The organism is Paenibacillus riograndensis SBR5 (assembly GCF_000981585.1).
Taxonomy (GTDB): domain Bacteria; phylum Bacillota; class Bacilli; order Paenibacillales; family Paenibacillaceae; genus Paenibacillus_AQ; species Paenibacillus_AQ riograndensis.
The window spans coordinates 4,637,102-4,651,409 of sequence record NZ_LN831776.1 but is presented as its reverse complement, the minus strand read 5'-3'; the positions used below and the strand labels follow the sequence as shown (position 1 = coordinate 4,651,409).

Genomic DNA, 14,308 nt, shown 5'->3' with positions numbered 1-14,308 from the left:
AGGCTGTTTTTTTGCTTTTTGCAGGAAAGTATTTGCCGGGAGTAGACAGCAAAGGAGAGTGAGAGGTAAAAGTACCTCTGATTTCACCGGAAACAGGCCATATGCCGAAATGAGAGGTAAAAGTACCTCTGATTTCACTGGAAACAGGCCATATGCGGAAATGAGAGGTAAAAGTACCTCTGATTTCACTGGAAACAGGCCATATGCGGAAATGAGAGGTAAAAGTACCTCTGATTTCGCCGGAAGCAGGCCATATGAGGAAATGAGAGGTAAAAATACCTCTGTTTTCGCCGGAGGCAGGCCATATGAGGAAATGAGAGGTAAAAATACCTCTGATTTCGCCGGAAACAGGCCATATGCCGAAATGAGAGGTAAAAATACCTCTGATTTCGCCGGAAACAGGCTGTATGTGGAAATGAGAGGTAAAAGTACCTCTGATTTCGCCGGAGGCAGGCTGTATTTCGCCACGGCGGTCTGCCTGCAGGCGGGCGGCCGGGTATAGCAGATAGCTGGGTAGCGGGCGGCTGCGATGTTTAGAGGAAAAGCGGCCGACACAACAACCGCCAGACTACAGTCTCAGACTGTAACCTGGCGGTTGTTGTTGTCAGCACAATATCAAATGGCTGCCAGATGGTTTGATCCGGCCAGATAAGCTCCCAATTCCTCACGCAGCCCGGAGCTGATGGAGGTCATCGGCAGGCGGAGTGTATCAGAGGCGATTTCCCCATAGGCGCTGAGCAGCCATTTGATCGGGGCCGGATTCGATTCCTTGAAGAGCAGCTTCATCAGCGGGATGAGCCGGTCGAATGCCGCTCTGGCTTCTTCGATCTGTCCGGCTCTGAACTGTTCATAGATGCCGAGGAATTTGGCGGTGTGCACATTGGCCGAGGCCAGCATGCCGCCGGCGGCTCCGCAGCCCAGCATATCGAAGAAATGGAGGTCATCGCCGCACAGCACCGGCTTCGAGCCGAGGCGGGACAGCTCAGTGACGAGCAGCGGCGAGCCGGAGCAGTCCTTTAAGCCCACGACATTGTTCATGTCGAGAATGGTGCGTGCGGTATCGACGGACATGCCGACCCCGGTGCGGCCGGGGATATCATAGGCAATGACCGGAATGCCCACCTCGGCCGCTTTGCGGAAATGTTCAATAATGCCTTGCTGGGAAGGACGGCTGTAATAAGGCACGACTACCAGCACAGCGTCAGCGCCTGAATTTGCAGCCAGCTCGGTGCGGGCAACCGTGGAAGCAGTATCATTTGTGCCTGTGCCGATGACCAGCGGAATGCTGCTGGATTTCAATATTTCCCGTGAGGTGTTCACGAGGGTCTGTAATTCCTGTATGTTGACTGTCGGCGATTCTCCAGTGGTTCCATTGACGACCAGACCATGAATACTGTTCTTGATGATGTTGTTCACATAACGCTGGTACGATTCCAGATCGATCTCGCCAGCAGCATTGAACGGGGTTACCACGGGAACATAGATTCCATAAATCTGTTCTTCTGTTAACATGAATATCGTCCTCCAAAATGTTAAAATCCTTTTATCTTACTGTAGCATGGAATATTTCATCGGTGTTAGCTATAATAAATGATGTAGGTTATCAATAATATTGATGTTAGGGTGAGATTATGGATTTAACATATATGCGGACCTTCCGCGAGGTTGCGAAGCGGCAGAGCTTTACCCGCGCGGCTGAAGAGCTGGGCTATGCGCAGTCCAGTGTGACCATGCAGATTCAGAAGATTGAGAAGGAATACGGGGTTCCGCTGATAGAAAGGCATGGACGCGCACTGCGCCTGACTCCGCCCGGTGAAGAGCTGTTGAAGCTGTTCGTGGAAATATTGGACCTGTATGACCGCTCCAAAGAAACCATTGCCCAGCAGATCGGGGGAACTTTGACTATCGGAACGATAGATTCACTTGCCGCCTTTTACCTGCCGCCTTTTCTGCAGCAGCTGAGGACGACGTTCCCAGGGCTGAATATTCATCTGCAAACCGAGCAGGAGGCGAATCTGGTGGCCAAAATTAGAGATGGCGAGGTCGATATCGGTCTGATGCTCGACCGCAGCACCACAGATTCGCAGCTGGAACGCATGATTATCAGGGATGAGCCGCTCGTACTGGTGGCACCCAAGGGCCATCCGTTAGCCAAGCTGGACGGTGTGACGCTGCATGACCTGAACCAATGTGAGCTGATCGTCTCCGAGGAGAGCTGTATTTACCGCAGCCTGTTCGAGAATCTGCTGCGGGAGCACGGGATCAATTTCCGCATCGGCTTTGAGCTGTCCAACCTGGAGGCGATCAAGCGCTGCGTGCGCAATGGACTCGGGATTGCCCTGCTTCCAAGAATTGTAGCCGAAGAAGAGATTGAGCGGGGTACCCTGGCGGAGTTGGCTTTTGTACATCCCGAAATCCACTTTGATCTGCAGCTGCTGATCCACCCGAAGAAGTGGAAGTCGCTGCCGCTGCAGTCGCTGATTCAGATGCTGCTGGCCGATGCGGAGGCAAAGGCGGTAGCATTATAAATGGAGGATGCGGAGGTTAAATAAGCTGCCTATTAATCATCTATGGAGGATAGAGTTGCAATGAAAATAATCGAACTTCCGATTGAATTTGAGTATAATGGTCAACCCAATTATATATATCCAAGCCTGATTGTCTCAGAGAATGAATTAACCCTGGTGGATACCGGATATCCGGGGTTTCTTCCTTTCATTGAAAAGGAGATTGTTGCCCATGGCTATGACATGATGAATTTAAAAAATATCCTGATCACACACTATGATGATGACCATATCGGTTCATTGTACGCTTTCAAAGCAAAATACCCTTCAGTTACGATTATGGCAAGCGGAGTGGAAGCGGAAGGTATCAGCGGCAAAGTAAAACCGGAGAGATTAGCCCAAGCTGAAGCAATGCTGGAGCATATGCCGGAGGAACAACAAGATTTTGGACACTGGTTCGTGCAGCAGCTAAAAAGCCTACAGCATGTTTCCGTAGATCAAACCGTCCATGACGGGGAGTGGATTTTAAATCAGCAATGTAAGGTCATTGCCACACCGGGGCATACGTCAGGCCATATTTCTTTGTATTTTCCTGAATTAAGCAGTGTCATTACGGGCGATGCAGCGGTTAGGGACGGGGATGAATTAATTATAGCCAATCCGGATTTTTGTCTGGACCGTGAGCGTGCAGATCAGTCCTTGAATGTCCTGCAGAATCTTCAGGCTAAATCGTATTACTGCTATCATGGCGGAAGCCTGACATTCTGAAGGAACACGTACTCCGGTTAAACATAAAGAAGGTTGGGGAGATCCCGTTGATCTGCCCAACCTTTTTTTTGAACGATCAGAACCCTAGTATCTGGATAAACTGAAACATTGCGATAATACCGAATTTAAGGTTTCATGGTGATACCTTTGTGTGCGCAGGTTGCCCTCCAGGAGCTTGTGAGCCCAGGCTAAGCACTGATAATAGTGAGCGGGTTCATGTACCCGTATTCTGAAATGGCAAAAATCCAAATGGGTCTGATACTCCTCGGCGGTGGGTTCAATACCAAGCAGGCGCAGTTGATCTCTGCGGATGCGTTCGGATTGTACTAATTGTACCTGCTGCTGAGTATTTGAGATCTGGCCCGGATGAACTCTGTACATGAGCAAAACCTCGGGGAGATTCATTAACTTTGTTGCTGCCCCTAACCGGTTCCATATTTCATAATCCTCGGCATGGGGATAATCCAGATACCTGATCCCATGGTTCACAAGTACGGAACTTCGGATCATAATCGTTGGATGCACAATCGTACAGTGGAGCAGCTGCCAGCAGAGGATCTCTTCATGATGTACAGGTTTGGTGGTAACACTGTCTTTGCCCAACAAATAAACCTGGGAACCGCAAACGCCGTAATCCGGATGGGTGTCCATGAATTCCACTTGACGCTGGAACCGGTGGGGCAAAGCGATATCGTCGCCATCCATCCGGGCAATATACTCGCCTCTACAACAATCAATGCCTTGATTTAAAGTTGCAATCAGCCCCTGGTTCACTGCATGGGCAATCACTTTAATTCGGGTATCATCAAATTTTCGGATAATATCCAAAGTTCCGTCCGTTGATCCGTCATCAATAATAAGCAATTCGAAATCAGAATAGGTCTGGGTTAGAATACTGCAAATCGCTTCTTCAATATATGCGGCCATATTATAAACTGGCATGAGAACTGATATTTTGGCCAAAATACACACCGCCTATCCTTTTTTATAAAATTATTGTATGTGAGATTCGTATGTTATGACCTGCATATCTGACTAATTCGCTGTTTATAGGCCGGACAGTCCAATCCCTTTTTTATTTGCATAATTAAATATAGTAAACAATGCGGGAGGGGAATGGACATGAATTTTAATGAGATACAAGGAACCTATGATATCATTTTTAGCCTGGGACGGAATTGTCTGGCCGCAGACCAATTGTCGCGTCATATGCTGAGGAAAAACGGGGGTGTTCTCGACTGGGTGGAGTCACCTGCGTTGTCCGGGGTAAGCAACCTCTTGCGGAACCGTTTTTCGAATTTTATGGAACTGCCCAATCTGGCGATTACCGGTATTAATGAAAAGGCCAAATGCTATATTGTACGTGATGCGGCGTATTATATCTTCTCCCACCATGATTTTCCGCTGAATCAGAATACACCTACCCAGCTTGTGAGCTACCCGGAGCTTAGGGAGAAGATTGCCCGGCGTGTTCCACGGTTTTTGGAGACGCTCAGGAGCGCTAACCGGATTTTATTTATCCGGACGGAAGGAACGATACATGAAACGGCGGAACTGCTGGATGTTCTAAGAGAGCTGGTGTCCGGCGAATTTAATGTGCTGGTAATTAATCAGGCCCCGGTAGGCGGTATTGTTGAAACCCCGTGGCCTTTTCCGAATGTGTGCGCCCTGCAGATCCCCGGGGTTCCTGATGAGTTTCACGATAATGACGATCTGTGGAAAAATATATTAGATAGATTCACCGTCCGCTAGCCTTCTTTGGCACAAAAAAGGGTTCCGGTATGCAGCAATATATTGACATCAAAAACAGGAATATGGTATATAAAAGGAAGTGTTAGCACTCCTCGCACTGGAGTGCTAATCAGCCGGAAACCATCAGAGGTTATTTTTGAAAGGAGATTTACTTATTCATGGCCAAAAAAGAGTTTAAAGCGGAATCCAAAAGATTGCTGGAAATGATGATTAACTCTATTTATACGCAACGCGAAATTTTTCTGCGGGAACTGATCTCGAATGCAAGCGATGCCATTGACAAAATTTATTACAAAGCACTGGCCGATGAAGGCCTGGTGTTCAATAAAGAGGATTATTACATTAAAGTGGCCGCCGACAAGGCAAGCCGCACCTTGACCATCTCCGATACAGGGATCGGGATGACCCAGGAAGAGCTGGAGAATAACCTGGGGATTATCGCCAACAGCGGCTCGTTTGCTTTTAAGAAGGATAATGAAGCGAAGGACGGCCACAATATTATCGGGCAGTTCGGGGTTGGGTTCTATTCCGCTTTTATGGTGGCAGAGGATGTGACGGTAGTCAGCAAGGCGCTGGGCAGCGACCAGGCCTTCAAGTGGGAATCCCAGGGGGCAGACGGCTACACCATTGAGCCGACGGAAAAGGACACTGTAGGAACCGAGATTACCCTCAAGATCAAAGCGAACACCGAAGAAGACAATTACGATGAGTTCCTGGAAGAATACCGCCTGAAATCGATCATCAAGAAATACTCTGACTTCATCCGTTTCCCGATCAAGATGGAGATTACCAGCAGCAAGCCGAAGGAAGGCAGCGAAAACGAGTTCGAGGAAACCAAGGAAGAGCAAACCGTTAACAGCATGGTACCGATCTGGCGGAAGAACAAAAGCGAGCTGACCGATGAGGATTACAATAACTTTTACACAGAGAAACGCTACGGCTTCGACAAGCCGCTGAAGCATATCCACATCAGTGCCGATGGCGCGGTGGTTTACAATGCGATCCTGTTCATTCCGGAGAACACACCTTTTGACTATTACACCAAGGAATATGAAAAAGGCCTGGAGCTCTACTCCAACGGCGTGCTGATCATGAATAAATGCGCCGATCTGCTGCCGGATTATTTCAGCTTCGTCAAAGGGATGGTCGATTCCGAGGACTTGTCGCTGAACATCTCCCGTGAGATGCTGCAGCATGACCGCCAGCTGACGCTGATTGCCAAGAATATCAAGAGCAAGATCAAGAGCCAGCTCCAGAGCCTGCTGAAGGATGAAAGAGAGAAATATGAGAAATTCTATACTTCTTTTGGCAGACAGCTGAAGTTCGGAGTCTATAATGACTATGGCATGGAAAAAGAAACTCTCCAGGATCTGCTGATGTTCTACTCCTCCAAGGAGAAGAAACAGGTGACATTGGCAGAATATGTGGAAAGAATGCCGGAAGACCAGAAGTATATCTATTATGCTTCCGGGGAATCCGTAGAACGGATCGAAAAGCTGCCGCAGACCGAAATGGTCTCGGACAAAGGTTACGAAATCCTCTACTTCACGGACGATATCGATGAATTTGCCATCAAGATGATCATGTCCTATAAGGAAAAAGAATTCAAAAACGTATCCAGCGGCGATCTAGGGCTTGAAGAAAATGCCGAGGACAAACCATCGGAAGCGGAAGAAAACGAGAACAAGGAATTGTTCGAAGCCATGAAGGGCATTCTGTCCGGCAAAGTGAAGGACGTCAAAGCCTCCAAACGCCTGAAATCCCATCCGGTCTGCCTCTCCACGGAAGGCGAACTGACGATCGAAATGGAGAAAATCCTCAAAGCGATGCCAAACGGCCAGGAAGTTCAGGCGGACAAGGTGCTGGAGATCAACATCCATCATGATGTCTTCAAATCCCTGAAGGCTGCAGCCGAAGGGGACAAGGAGAAGCTTGGCCTGTACACGAACCTGCTGTACAATCAGGCGCTGCTGATCGAAGGCCTGCAGGTAAATGATCCTGTGCAGTTCACCAATGATATCTGCAAAATCATGGTGTAATCCGCAACGGCTCCGCCCTGCGCTAAATACAATGGACCCGCCTCCGGTGATTGCCGGGGCGGGTTTTTTGCGCAAATAGAAGCCGGGAGAAGCGTGAGAAGAAAAGTTGCACCTGCTAGGCGGGGCGCCCGGGAACAAGGGCAGAAATGCCGTTGTTGAAGCGCCGGAGGCTGGTTTGTTCTGGGGTTCACATCATGCTCTGCTGAAGTTCTCAATAAACTTCGCGGCCAGGGAGGACAGATACTTGTCTTTCATCCAGACGGCGGCGACCCGGGTATTTAGGGAATCGCTGCGGATTTCCTTGGCTGCCACATTGCTGTTGCTGGCGAGCGTGAAAGCCGATCGCGGAATGATGCCGATCCCCAGGCCCGCATTCGCCCAAAGCAGGGTGGTGCGGGCATCGTCATTCATACAGAAGAACTGCGGATCAAATCCGTTCTCCAGGCAGGTCTCACGGATAAGCTGCTCAAAGCGCCGGTAAACAATAAGCGGCTGGTTCCGGAGCTCACCGATTTCAATCTCAGGCTTCCCGCCCGTCCAGTCATATTCTGGAGCCATCACGGCAATCATAGGTTCAGACACCGTATAGACACATTCCAGGCCTGCGCTGCTGAACGGAGTGCGGACGATGCCGATTTCGACAATGCCTTTGTTCAACAGATCGATAATCCGATAGGTATTGCCTTCATGGATTTCAAATTTCACCCCTGAATAGTTGTGATGGAACTCTACCAGCCGGTCCTGCAGCAAGGTAGCTGCCGAAGAGGATACGGTGCCGATGGAAAGTGTGCCGGATACGCCTTTTACGAAATCCTTCAGCTCCCGGGTGGTAGAGTCCGTCAGCTCCAGAATCTGCTGTGCCCGCTCCCTGAGGATCATTCCCGCTTCTGTCAGCTGAATGCTCCGCGGACCGCGTTCCACCAGCACCACGCCAAGCTCCTCCTCCAGCTGCTTGAGCTGCTGGCTAAGCGGCGGCTGCGCCATTTGCAGCTTTCTCGCCGCCGATGTAATTTGACCTTCTTCGGCAATCGCCAAAAAATATTTCAACTGGCGGATATCCATAAGTGTACCTCCGGTTTGTGTTCTCTGCCATATGCGAATCGTATCGCATGGATATGAAACCAATATTATTAATATGTAAGCAGGTATGACATAATCATAACGGGTCTTCTTTTATTTTCATAGCTCTTACATACTAATAAAGTTAGGTGAGGATTACTGTGTTCAAATTGGCTGTATTTCTTAAACCCTACCGGAAAGAAGTGATACTGGGACCGGTCTTCAAGCTGCTGGAGGCGATTCTTGAACTTCTGCTGCCAACCATCGTCGCCCTGATTGTCAACAACGGGATTGGCCGCCACGACAGCGCGTATGTGTACCGGATGGGCGGGCTGATGGTGCTGATGTCATTGCTGGGCTTCAGCTGTTCCATGGTATGCCAGTATTACGCTGCCCGGGCTTCACAGGGGTTTGGCACATCATTGCGCAATAAGATGTTTAAGCATATTTCAGCGCTTTCCTATGCCGAGCTGGATACCTTTGGCACCCCTTCGCTGATCAACCGGATCACGAATGATGTGAACCAGCTGCAGCTTGCGGTGGCGATGCTGATCCGACTGGTCATCCGCGCCCCGTTCATCTGTATCGGGGCAATTATCATGTCCATGATTCTCGACTTCCGGCTTTCGCTGATCCTGCTTGCGGCGACTCCGGTAATTGGTGTGATTCTGTATTTCATCATCACCCGCAGCTCACCGCTCTACCGCAAATACCAGCAGAAGCTGGATCATCTGGCTCTTGTGCTCAGCGAGAACCTGTCCGGCATCCGCGTGATCCGCGCCTTTGCCAAGAGCCGCAGTGAGAAGCAGCGCTTTGATGCCGCTTCGGAGGATCTCACAGCGACGGCAATCCGCGTCGCCCGCATCTCCGCCTGGCTGGGGCCCATGACAACGCTGGTGGTTAACGCAGCGATTATTGCCATTCTGTGGGCAGGCGGCATCCACATTGATGCGGGGCGGCTGTCCCAGGGGGAAATTATTGCATTTATCAACTATGTGACCCAGATTCTGCTGGCGCTGATTGTGGTCTCGAATCTGGTTATTATTTTCACCAAGGCCTCTTCCTCGGCGAACCGTGTGAATGAAGTGCTGGGTACGGAAGCCTCCGTTTTGGATACCGGGAATCACTCACTTCCCCGGACCGGTCAGCAGGCTCCGGCGATCACCTTCGAGCATGTCTCCTTTGGCTACAACACCACCGGTGAGCTGGCACTGCATGATATTTCAGTGGCCATTAACCGGGGAGAGACCGTAGGGCTGATCGGCAGCACAGGCTCCGGGAAGTCAACCTTCGTGAATCTGATTCCGCGTTTTTATGATGCGGTGGAGGGAGAGATACGGGTGGATGGAGTAAATGTCAGGGATTACGGGCTGGAGCAGCTGCGGAGGAAAATCGGCATCGTGCCGCAGAAGGCTACACTCTTCAGCGGTACCATTGCGGACAATATCCGCTGGGGCAAGCAGGATGCCTCGCAGGAGGAGCTGCTGGCCGCCGCCTCTGTCGCCCAGGCCGAAGAGTTCATAGAGAAGCTGCCTGAAGGGCTGGCGACTCCGGTTGCGCGTGGGGGATTGAACCTGTCCGGCGGGCAAAAGCAGCGGCTGACCATCGCCCGGGCGGTTGCCATGCGCCCGCAAATCCTGATTCTGGACGATTCGGCAAGCGCACTGGATTTCGCCACGGATGCGGCGCTGCGCCGCGCACTGAAGGAGAGCAGCGGGGCAATGACTGTACTGCTGGTCTCCCAGCGGGTAAGCACTGTACGCCAGGCGGATGTAATCATCGTCTTTGACGAAGGCCGGATTGCCGGTATTGGCACACATGAAGCATTATTGGAGAGCTGCGGCGTATACCAGGACATCTGCGGGTCCCAGCTCTCTACAGAGGAGGCGGGGGCACAATGAATGCCGGAGCAACCTGGAAAAGAATTATAGTATATACCAAACAACACCGGGGCATTGCCATTGCCGCTGTGTTCTGTGCCATACTGAGCGTAGTCGCCAGCCTGATCGGGCCGCTTCTAATCGGACGGACAGTCGATCAGATGGCCGGTCTGGGACAAGTGGACTTTGATCAGGTCCTCCGGCTGCTGCTGATTCTGGCTGCGGTCTATATCGCCGGCAGCTTTTTCGGCTGGCTGCTGACTTACTACACCAACCGGATCGCCTACCGGACAGTCTATGATTTGCGGCGCGAGCTGTTCGACAAGCTGAACGTGCTGCCGCTGAAGTTCCATGACAACCATCCGCAGGGAGACAGCATATCCCGGTTCGTGAACGACATGGATGCGGTCTCGGACGGATTGCTGCAAGGTTTTTCTACCCTGCTTACCGGAGTGGTGACCATTGCCGGAGCGATCGGTCTGATGCTCTACATCAGTCCGGTGATGACGCTGGTTGTGCTGCTGTCGGCACCGGCCGCCTTTTATGTCGCACGGTTCATAACTACTCGATCCCAGAAGCTCTTCCGCGAGCAGGCCAGAATTCTCGGCGGACTTAACGGATACGTGGAGGAAATCGTCGGCGGCCAGAAGGTAGTGCAAGCCTTCCGTTATGAAGACCACAGCTTCGCGGAGTTCTCCGGACGGAATAATGAGCTGTACCAGACCGGTGTCAAAGCCCAATTCTACGGTTCGTTGTCCAATCCCAGTACACGGCTGGTGAACAATATTACTTTTTCTGTGATTGCCATGATCGGCAGCGCTCTGGTTATCGGGGGGCATTTTACAGTCGGGGACCTTTCCAGCTTCCTGATCTATTCGAACCTGTTCGCCAAGCCGTTCAATGAAATTACCGGTGTCATCACCCAGCTTCAATCGGCAACGGCTTCGGCCCAGCGGATTTTTGCGATTCTGGATCTGCCCCCGGAAACCCAGGATGCTGAAGACGCACGCGTGTTGGGGATAAGCCAAGGGACGATCCAATTTGACAATGTGAGCTTTGCCTATTCGCCAGAGCGCCCGCTGATCAGAAATTTCAGCCTGGAGGTGAAACCGGGCACACGGGTGGCCATCGTCGGGCAGACGGGGGCCGGGAAAACTACACTGGTCAACCTGCTGATGCGTTTCTATGATGTGGACAGCGGCAGCATCAAGCTGGACGGTACCGATATCAGGGCGATTACCCGCGACAGCCTGCGCCGCAATTTTGGAATGGTGCTGCAGGATACCTGGCTGTATGGGGGAACGATCCGCGACAATATCGCTTACGGCAAGCCGGAGGCGGCTGAGGAAGAAGTGATTGCTGCCGCCAAGGCTGCGAATGCCCACAGCTTCATCAAGCGGCTGCCCGAAGGTTATGCCACCAAAATATCCGGTTCAGGGGATAATCTGTCCCAGGGGCAGAAGCAATTGCTCACCATCGCCCGTGTCATGCTTGCCGATCCGCCCATGCTGATCCTGGACGAAGCGACCAGCAGTATCGACACGCTGACAGAAGCCCGTATCCAGAAGGCTTTTCTGGCGATGATCTCCGGCCGCACCAGCTTCGTGATTGCCCACCGGCTGTCCACGATTCGCGAGGCAGACGTCATTCTCTATATGAAAGACGGCGATATCGTCGAGAGCGGCACCCATGAGGAGCTGCTGCAACGCGGCGGCCATTACGCCCGGCTGTATAACAGCCAATTCGCGGCAGTGTAATTAGTTAGACATAGAGGAAAAGCATTAAAAAACAGCTGCGGCCTCGACTTGAGGATGAGGTCCAGGGCTGGCAGCTGTTTTTTTAGTTGTATAGGAAACTATGATTGCTTCCGCTTATGGATAAAATGTGCAAAAATTTGGGGATAAACACCTTTGGACAAATTTGTAGCGAACAACGGCAGAAATACCGTTGTTGGAGCATCCGGCTTCTTCGCAAGCGCTATAGATTGAACTTGAAATACTAAAAATAAAGGGGAAAGTGGCGGAGGAGAAGTTTGGATGCTTACAGAGTGGTAAGGTCCGCCTTTGTCTGCGGATTTCAACCGCGACAGCGGTAAACAATCAAGAAATCTGCAGATGAGCAGCGGGCGGAAGACCAAACATTCTCTATAGTCACGGCCAATCCCAAAATCGAAAAATAACCCTAGACTGAAATACAAGACGGCTGCACTGTCCGTAGGGGACGTCACAGCCGTTTTGTTCTTCAGGCAGGCAATCTATCCGCCACTGCTGATTTCCTCCTGCGGACCGCTTAGGCAGGCAATTAGCCCGGCCCGCTCAAAGGGTTAATTCCCGGAGGTCATGCTCCATCAGCAGCAGGTTGCTTTTCATCCCCTTCATACCTGCCCTTGACAGCTTGCCGGATTCGAACATGTGCTGAATCTGGTCTCTCTCCAATTGGATGCCCACCCGGGCCAGTTCATCCAGAGTTGAATCGAAGTCCTCTTTGGCCGAAGGCTCAGCTTCATTTCGTGTATATCTGCTGAGCATCCGTTCATAACGCAGCAGCAAAGAGCTGACATCCTCAATTTCGGCTCCCGCTGACGGCAGCATGTTCTTTAATTGCACAATAACATAGTGGAGGCTGCGAATCCGGAAGGCATCTACGGCTGCCCGTCTCTCCTGAAAGGTTAATCTGGCCTGCTGCAGGATGCCGGATACTTCCATCCATTGCCGGAGCACCAGCAGGTCTGTTCTGTATTGTTCATCTTTGGTGAACCGGTACAGCGTTCTATTGAGTCTATGCAAATAGCGGTATGCCATGAAGGGGTTCACTTCTTTGTTTTGGATCGCCTGGAGGATGTCCTCTCTTTGCCATTTGAGCGTCTGGATAATCAATGGGCGCTGGAACCTGTCAGCAGCTTCTTCCTTTTTCAGCTTGCGGATCCGCGAATTGTACGTATTGATAATTTTGCTGATGGCCGCTCTGTTCTCGTCATTTGTCTGTTCACTTAACGCAATCACAACATTGCGAAGGATTTCGATTTCAATGTGGGATTCGTCGTTTTCGGAATCCGCTTCATTTTTGATCAGAAGAGGCAGCAGGTAGTTCGCCGCCAGCAAGGTCCAGAGAATGACGCCCGCCGCCAGAAAAATAATCAGATCCCGCTCCGGAAACGGGTTCCCGTTATCAAGGAGAAACGGCAGCGACAAGGTGCTTGCCAGCGTGATCGTTCCGCGCACACCGGACAGACTCAGGATGAGCGCGTTTCTGATTTTATGCCCCCGGGCAGGCATCTGTTCATTGCTTCCAGGAAACTTCATGAAGAGAACCCAGATAAAGCGCAGGGTCAGCACTGCAAGCGTCAACACCAGCGTGTAGCTGATCACCTGGGCATGTCCAAGGCTGGAACTGCTCCAGATGGTCCGGATAATCTCCGGGAGCTGTGTGCCGAGCAGCAGGAAAACCAGTCCATTCAGAACATAAATGATGACGGACCAGGTGCTTTTGGAAACAATATTCAGTCTGGCAACCTCGGGGTCTAATTTTTTATAGCCAAAGGAGTGGGCGATGCCCGCGCTGACTGCTGCCAGAATTCCATTGACTCCAAGCTCCTCAGCCGCCAGAAACACTGCGAAGGGGGTTAAGACCTCAATCAGCATATGCAGCGTAACATTCTCCATGCCCAATCTGCGCAGCCACTTCACAAATACATATTTCACAAGGGTCAGCAAAAGCCCGAGCACAATGCCTCCGATAGATATTCCTACAAAACTCAAACTAGCCGAACGCAAGGAGAAAGCGCCGGTTACCATCGCTGCGGCAGCAAACTGAAAGGATACCAGCCCCGAAGCATCGTTGATCAGTGATTCTCCCTCCAGGATTTTCATCGTTTGGTGGGGGATTTGGATTTTCTCCTCCAAGGCGCCAACGGCTATAGCATCGGTAGGAGCGAGTGCCGCAGCCAGCGCAAAAGCCGCAGCCAGCGGAATCACAGGAAGCAGCCAATTCAGAAAGAAGCCCAGGATGGCTACCGTCATAAATACCAGGCCCAGCGCTAATAAAAGAATGGGTTTCTTCAGGCTCCACAGCGCCTCTTTGTCTGAATGGCGCCCGTCGTTGAACAGCAGGGGAGCGATAAACAACAGTAAAAACAGCTCAGGGTTCAGCCTTAATTCAAAATGCAGCGGCAGATAGGTAATCCCAACCCCAAGCGCAATCTGAATAATAGGGACGGAAACGGATGGGATAAACCGGTTCAGCAAATTGGATAACGCGATTGCCGCCAGCATGAGTAAGATGAATTCAAAAATCTCCACAGCTT

The 14,308-nt window shown here is 51.1% G+C and carries 11 protein-coding genes; 7 read left to right on the top strand and 4 right to left on the bottom strand.

Annotated features, from left to right (window positions below):
* Positions 1-58: 58 nt before the first annotated feature.
* Complete coding sequence (locus PRIO_RS35635) at positions 59-502, top strand: hypothetical protein (RefSeq protein WP_144412120.1); 444 nt, start codon at positions 59-61, stop codon at positions 500-502.
* A 113-nt stretch (positions 503-615) separates the two neighbouring features.
* Here PRIO_RS35635 and dapA read toward each other — a convergent pair whose 3' ends face one another.
* Positions 616-1,512 (bottom strand): 4-hydroxy-tetrahydrodipicolinate synthase, encoded by an 897-nt coding sequence (gene dapA, locus PRIO_RS19620; protein ID WP_020427899.1) that lies wholly within the window; start codon positions 1,510-1,512, stop codon positions 616-618.
* Positions 1,513-1,631: 119 nt separating this feature from the next.
* Between dapA and PRIO_RS19615 the strand changes: the two genes are divergently transcribed.
* Positions 1,632-2,528 carry a LysR family transcriptional regulator gene (locus PRIO_RS19615; protein WP_020427898.1) on the top strand — a complete coding sequence of 299 codons (897 nt, stop codon included), beginning with the start codon at positions 1,632-1,634 and terminating at the stop codon, positions 2,526-2,528.
* A gap of 60 nt (positions 2,529-2,588) precedes the next feature.
* Positions 2,589-3,275, top strand: coding sequence for an MBL fold metallo-hydrolase (locus tag PRIO_RS19610; protein ID WP_020427897.1), 687 nt, complete (start codon positions 2,589-2,591; stop codon positions 3,273-3,275).
* Positions 3,276-3,359: 84 nt separating this feature from the next.
* Here PRIO_RS19610 and PRIO_RS19605 read toward each other — a convergent pair whose 3' ends face one another.
* Positions 3,360-4,217 (bottom strand): glycosyltransferase family 2 protein, encoded by an 858-nt coding sequence (locus PRIO_RS19605; RefSeq protein WP_039787585.1) that lies wholly within the window; start codon positions 4,215-4,217, stop codon positions 3,360-3,362.
* Between the two features lie 180 nt (positions 4,218-4,397).
* On the opposite strand from PRIO_RS19605, the gene PRIO_RS19600 reads away from it, so the two are divergent.
* Both PRIO_RS19600 and htpG read left to right on the top strand, forming a co-directional pair.
* Positions 4,398-5,027 carry a DUF1796 family putative cysteine peptidase gene (locus tag PRIO_RS19600; protein ID WP_020427895.1) on the top strand — a complete coding sequence of 210 codons (630 nt, stop codon included), beginning with the start codon at positions 4,398-4,400 and terminating at the stop codon, positions 5,025-5,027.
* Between the two features lie 158 nt (positions 5,028-5,185).
* Complete coding sequence (gene htpG / locus PRIO_RS19595) at positions 5,186-7,066, top strand: molecular chaperone HtpG (RefSeq protein ID WP_020427894.1); 1,881 nt, start codon at positions 5,186-5,188, stop codon at positions 7,064-7,066.
* Between the two features lie 192 nt (positions 7,067-7,258).
* On the opposite strand, the gene PRIO_RS19590 is transcribed toward htpG, so the two are convergent.
* Positions 7,259-8,128 (bottom strand): LysR family transcriptional regulator, encoded by an 870-nt coding sequence (locus PRIO_RS19590; RefSeq protein ID WP_046504262.1) that lies wholly within the window; start codon positions 8,126-8,128, stop codon positions 7,259-7,261.
* Between the two features lie 158 nt (positions 8,129-8,286).
* On the opposite strand from PRIO_RS19590, the gene PRIO_RS19585 reads away from it, so the two are divergent.
* On the top strand, positions 8,287-10,026 hold the full coding sequence (locus PRIO_RS19585; protein WP_046504259.1) for an ABC transporter ATP-binding protein: 1,740 nt from the start codon (positions 8,287-8,289) through the stop codon (positions 10,024-10,026).
* Positions 10,023-11,762, top strand: a complete 1,740-nt coding sequence (locus tag PRIO_RS19580) for an ABC transporter ATP-binding protein (RefSeq protein WP_020427891.1) — start codon at positions 10,023-10,025, stop codon at positions 11,760-11,762. The genes PRIO_RS19585 and PRIO_RS19580 overlap by 4 nt, the downstream gene beginning before the upstream one ends.
* Before the next feature lie 558 nt (positions 11,763-12,320).
* Here PRIO_RS19580 and PRIO_RS19575 read toward each other — a convergent pair.
* On the bottom strand, positions 12,321-14,303 hold the full coding sequence (locus tag PRIO_RS19575; RefSeq protein WP_020429199.1) for a Na+/H+ antiporter: 1,983 nt from the start codon (positions 14,301-14,303) through the stop codon (positions 12,321-12,323).
* Positions 14,304-14,308 lie beyond the last annotated feature (5 nt).

Excerpts from the sequence above, each read along its gene's own strand:
- PRIO_RS19610 (WP_020427897.1), top strand. The coding sequence starts at position 2,589 with ATGAAAATAATCGAACTTCCGATTGAATTTGAGTATAATGGTCAACCC.
- PRIO_RS19600 (WP_020427895.1), top strand. The coding sequence starts at position 4,398 with ATGAATTTTAATGAGATACAAGGAACCTATGATATCATTTTTAGCCTG.
- htpG (WP_020427894.1), top strand. The coding sequence starts at position 5,186 with ATGGCCAAAAAAGAGTTTAAAGCGGAATCCAAAAGATTGCTGGAAATG.
- dapA (WP_020427899.1), bottom strand. The coding sequence starts at position 1,512 with ATGTTAACAGAAGAACAGATTTATGGAATCTATGTTCCCGTGGTAACC.
- PRIO_RS19605 (WP_039787585.1), bottom strand. The coding sequence starts at position 4,217 with ATGCCAGTTTATAATATGGCCGCATATATTGAAGAAGCGATTTGCAGT.
- PRIO_RS19590 (WP_046504262.1), bottom strand. The coding sequence starts at position 8,128 with ATGGATATCCGCCAGTTGAAATATTTTTTGGCGATTGCCGAAGAAGGT.
- PRIO_RS19615 (WP_020427898.1), top strand. The coding sequence starts at position 1,632 with ATGGATTTAACATATATGCGGACCTTCCGCGAGGTTGCGAAGCGGCAG.
- PRIO_RS19580 (WP_020427891.1), top strand. The coding sequence starts at position 10,023 with ATGAATGCCGGAGCAACCTGGAAAAGAATTATAGTATATACCAAACAA.